This is a genomic window from Protofrankia sp. CiP1_Cm_nod2 (assembly GCF_920664355.1).
Lineage (GTDB): Bacteria > Actinomycetota > Actinomycetes > Frankiales > Frankiaceae > Protofrankia.
Genome location: NZ_CAKKTL010000164.1, coordinates 6,525 through 9,942 on the forward strand (window position 1 = coordinate 6,525; position 3,418 = coordinate 9,942).

At 71.9% G+C, this 3,418-nt stretch carries 2 protein-coding genes and 1 pseudogene; 2 read left to right on the top strand and 1 reads right to left on the bottom strand.

The features are described 5' to 3' along the window. Nucleotides 1-417: 417 nt before the first annotated feature. Nucleotides 418-2,478 (bottom strand): bifunctional polysaccharide deacetylase/glycosyltransferase family 2 protein, encoded by a 2,061-nt coding sequence (locus NBW84_RS17105; RefSeq protein WP_250285736.1) that lies wholly within the window; start codon nucleotides 2,476-2,478, stop codon nucleotides 418-420. Here NBW84_RS17105 and NBW84_RS17110 point away from each other — a divergent pair. Both NBW84_RS17110 and NBW84_RS17115 read left to right on the top strand, forming a co-directional pair. After that, nucleotides 2,470-2,997, top strand: a complete 528-nt coding sequence (locus tag NBW84_RS17110; RefSeq protein WP_250285737.1) for a hypothetical protein — start codon at nucleotides 2,470-2,472, stop codon at nucleotides 2,995-2,997. The two genes, NBW84_RS17105 and NBW84_RS17110, sit on opposite strands and share 9 nt — an antisense overlap. Nucleotides 2,998-3,173: 176 nt before the next feature. Then, nucleotides 3,174-3,418: pseudogene (locus NBW84_RS17115) on the top strand (hypothetical protein); the annotation flags it as partial.

Genomic DNA, 3,418 nt, shown 5'->3' on the forward strand with positions numbered 1-3,418 from the left:
CGCCGCGCTCGCCAGCGAATGGGGCGTAGTGGACAAACCCGCCAACGACAGCCCCGGCAAACACGTCTGGTTCGAACTAGCCGCCCCCGTCCGCCCCCGCATCCCCGCCGACGCCACCCGCTCCCCCGCCGCATTCCGCCTTTTCCGCTGAACAGCTCCCCCGAGCACTCGGGTCGAGCCCGCAGCGGGCGGTGAGAGCGGTGGCCGTCGTCGTGGAGCCAACTGAGATTCACCGGGAGAGGCGGTCCCGAGCAGCGCTCAGCCGGTAGCGAAGAATGATGATCCGCTATCAGGCTGGTCCGACGGGGGTACGGGTCTCCAGCGCGGAGCCGGCGCTGCCGGCGCGGGCGAGCTTGTGCCAGCGCAGCCGGCTGCCGAGCACGGCGCTGACCACGGACTGGATGACCACCAGGTACATCACCTGACGGTAGACGATCTGCTGGAGCGGCAGGGTCCACAGGGGGCCGAACCGTTCCCGGTCGAGGTGGAAGGCGTAGGCGGTGGTGGCGAGCTGGACGGCGAGAAGACGGCATACGAGATGAGGACAGCACCACGATCGACGAACAGCAGGCCGTAGAGGGCCATCAGGTCGATGACGGGGGCAAGCATCGGCAGCAGGACCTGGAACATCAGCAGATAGGGCAGGGCGCGGCGGCCGAACCGGCCGGCGGCGCCGCGTTCGACCACGGCATGCCGATGCTTCCACATCGCCTGCATCGTGCCGTAGCACCAGCGGTAGCGCTGCCGCCACAGGGCGCCGAGGGTGGCCGGCGCCTCGGTCCAGGCCCGGGCCTGTTCGGCGTAGACGACCCGCCAGCCGGCGCGGCACAGCGCCATGGTCAGATCGGTGTCCTCGGCGAGGGTGTCCTCCGAGACGCCTCCGACCGATTCCAACGCCTCCCGGCGGAACGCACCGATCGCCCCCGGCACGGTCGGCATGCACTGGAGCACGTCGTACATCCGGCGGTCCAGGTTGAAGCCCTGCACGTATTCGATGTGCTGCCAGCGGCCGAGCAGCCCCCGCCGGTTGCCGACCTTGGTGTTGCCGGCGACGGCGCCGACGGCCGGGTCGCGCAGCGGCTGGACGGCGTGGTGGACCGTGTCCGGTTCGAAGACGGTGTCCCCGTCGACGAGGACGAGCACGTCGGCGGAGGCGACGGCGATGCCGTGGTTGAGAGCAGCTGGTTTGCCCTGGTTGGCCTGCCGGACGACCAGCACCCCGGGCAGTCCGAGCTGTTCGACGATGTCGGCGGTGCCGTCGCTGGAGCCGTCGTCGACCACGATCACCTCAAGATCGAGGTAGTCGTTGGCGACCATCGAGCGGACGGTGTCGGCGATGCCGACCGCCTCGTTGTAGGCAGGAATGATCACACTGACCGGCGGACGGAACCCGCTGTCCGTCCGCCGGCGCAGGTCGGTGCTCCGCAGGCGCCGGCGGGCGGCCTTGCGCCGCCGGTCGGCGAGCCGCCAGTGCCGGCGGGCGATCACCGTGACGACCACGGCACGCAGGAGAGTGAGCACGGTGAGCGGGACGAGGAAGGCGGTCAGCGTCCAGGTCAACGCGCTGGAGATCCGGTAGGTGGCCAGCAGCGCCTGGCCACGCAGCCTGGTGGCGGTGTCGGCGGGGTGGGAGGCGACGTCGGACGGTAGCCGCAGCCCAGCCGAAAGTGTGACGAGGCGGTAGCCTCGCGCGTCCAGTACGTCCAGTAGCTGGTCCACGGCCGCAACGGTCTGGCTCCGGTCGCCACCGCTGTCGTGGAACAGGACGACCGCGCCGGCCGTGCCCACGGGGGTGGCCGCCCGCACGATCGCGTCAGCACCGGGACGGGTCCAGTCGCGGGAGTCGATGTCGGCGAGGACGGTGAGGTAACCCTGCGAGGCGAGTTCACGATAGGTGGTGTAGGCGGGGAGGGTGAGCGCGGCCGGGGTGGACGAGTAGGGCGGCCGCAGCAGGCTGGACGTCGCGCCGGTCGCGGCGGCCAGCGCGGACTGTGACAGGGAGATCTCGATCCGGCGACGCCAGGTGGGCGCGGCCGTGAGGTCGGAATGGCTGAAGGTGTGGATGCCGAGCTGATGACCGTCCTGCCGGATACGCCGGACCAGTTCGGGGTGTTCCAGGACGCGGGAGCCGACGACGAAGAAGGTCGCCTGCGCCCGGTGCCGACGCAGCACGTCGAGGATGGCGGGTGTCCATCGCGGGTCGGGCCCGTCGTCGAACGTCAGCGCGACCGTCCGGGCAGGCAGGCCACGCCCCTGGGGTACCGGGCCGGACAGGTCGAGGACCGGGCCGCCCAGCCCGTCCCCCGGGCCCGCCGCCGTCTCCTCGACGGTGCCGTCGGGGGCGGGGGTGCGGGCCGGACCGGTTCCGTGCCGGGCGAATCCCTGAATCCCGAGCATGCTCGCCAATGTGCCGATGAACAGCGCGAGCAGCAGCCAGTGCGCCCGGGGGGTCCGGTGCGCGTCACGCCGATGCCTCACGGCTTCGACGGGCTCGGCTTGGACGTCGGCCTTCCCTGCTCGGTCGGCCTGCCCTGGCCCTGGCCCTGGCCTTTCGGGGAGGCGACAGCCCGCGGCGGCGTGGAGGACACCGCCACGACGGTGGCCACCGGGAGCGGCCCCGACACGCCACTCGTGGAGGCAGCCGGCATCCCCGGCGGGCCGGAAGGGCCGGACGGCGCCGGAGCGGTCACCGGACGCGCCGGCGCCGCGACCGACGCCTGCGCGCGTGGCATACCCCCGGCAGCGGCGTCCAGGCCGTCGGAGCCGGAGTTCGGGGAGGATGCGGGAGCCGGCCGGTCGGAGGAACCGAACAACGGCGGCAACGTCACACCGGGAACCGTGGCCACCCCCGACAGACCCGCCGCCACCAACCCGAGACAGCCGAGCATCACGGCTCCCAGTACCCACCCCACCCGCCGGACCCGCCGTGCCCGCCTGCCGGACCGCGCGACGAACACCGGTTGTCTTCTCCAAACGGTGGCCACGCCGCGAGACTAGTCATTACGGGTCACCAGCGATCAGGCGGGTAGCCTCCACCCGGATCGAACAGCGCCGAGACGCGATCCCGCTCTCCGCATAGCCAGGCCCATATAGCCAAGGAATCAGGGAAGTCACGGTGCACGCCCGGGCCGGCACCCGGCATGGAACGACGCACGGTACGACGAGGAGAAGCGATGGGCACCGACGATGGCGAGACAGACGGCGGAGTGAACGAGATCAAGGGGGTGCTGGAGGCGGCTCGGGCGATCCGCCCCTATCTGGACGAGCTGGTCGGCCCGGCGGCCGCCGGTCTGGACCGCAGCCTCGCCCACCAGCTCACCGCCGGCACCACCGCATCCGGCGCCACCACTGCCGGCATCACCGCCTCCGGCACCACCGGCACCGGCACCGGCACCGGCACCGCTGCCGACCGGCCGAT

What these genes read in the sequence shown, in the direction of transcription:
- NBW84_RS17110 (WP_250285737.1), top strand. Translation starts at nt 2,470, where the DNA reads ATGCCTCACGGCTTCGACGGGCTCGGCTTGGACGTCGGCCTTCCCTGC.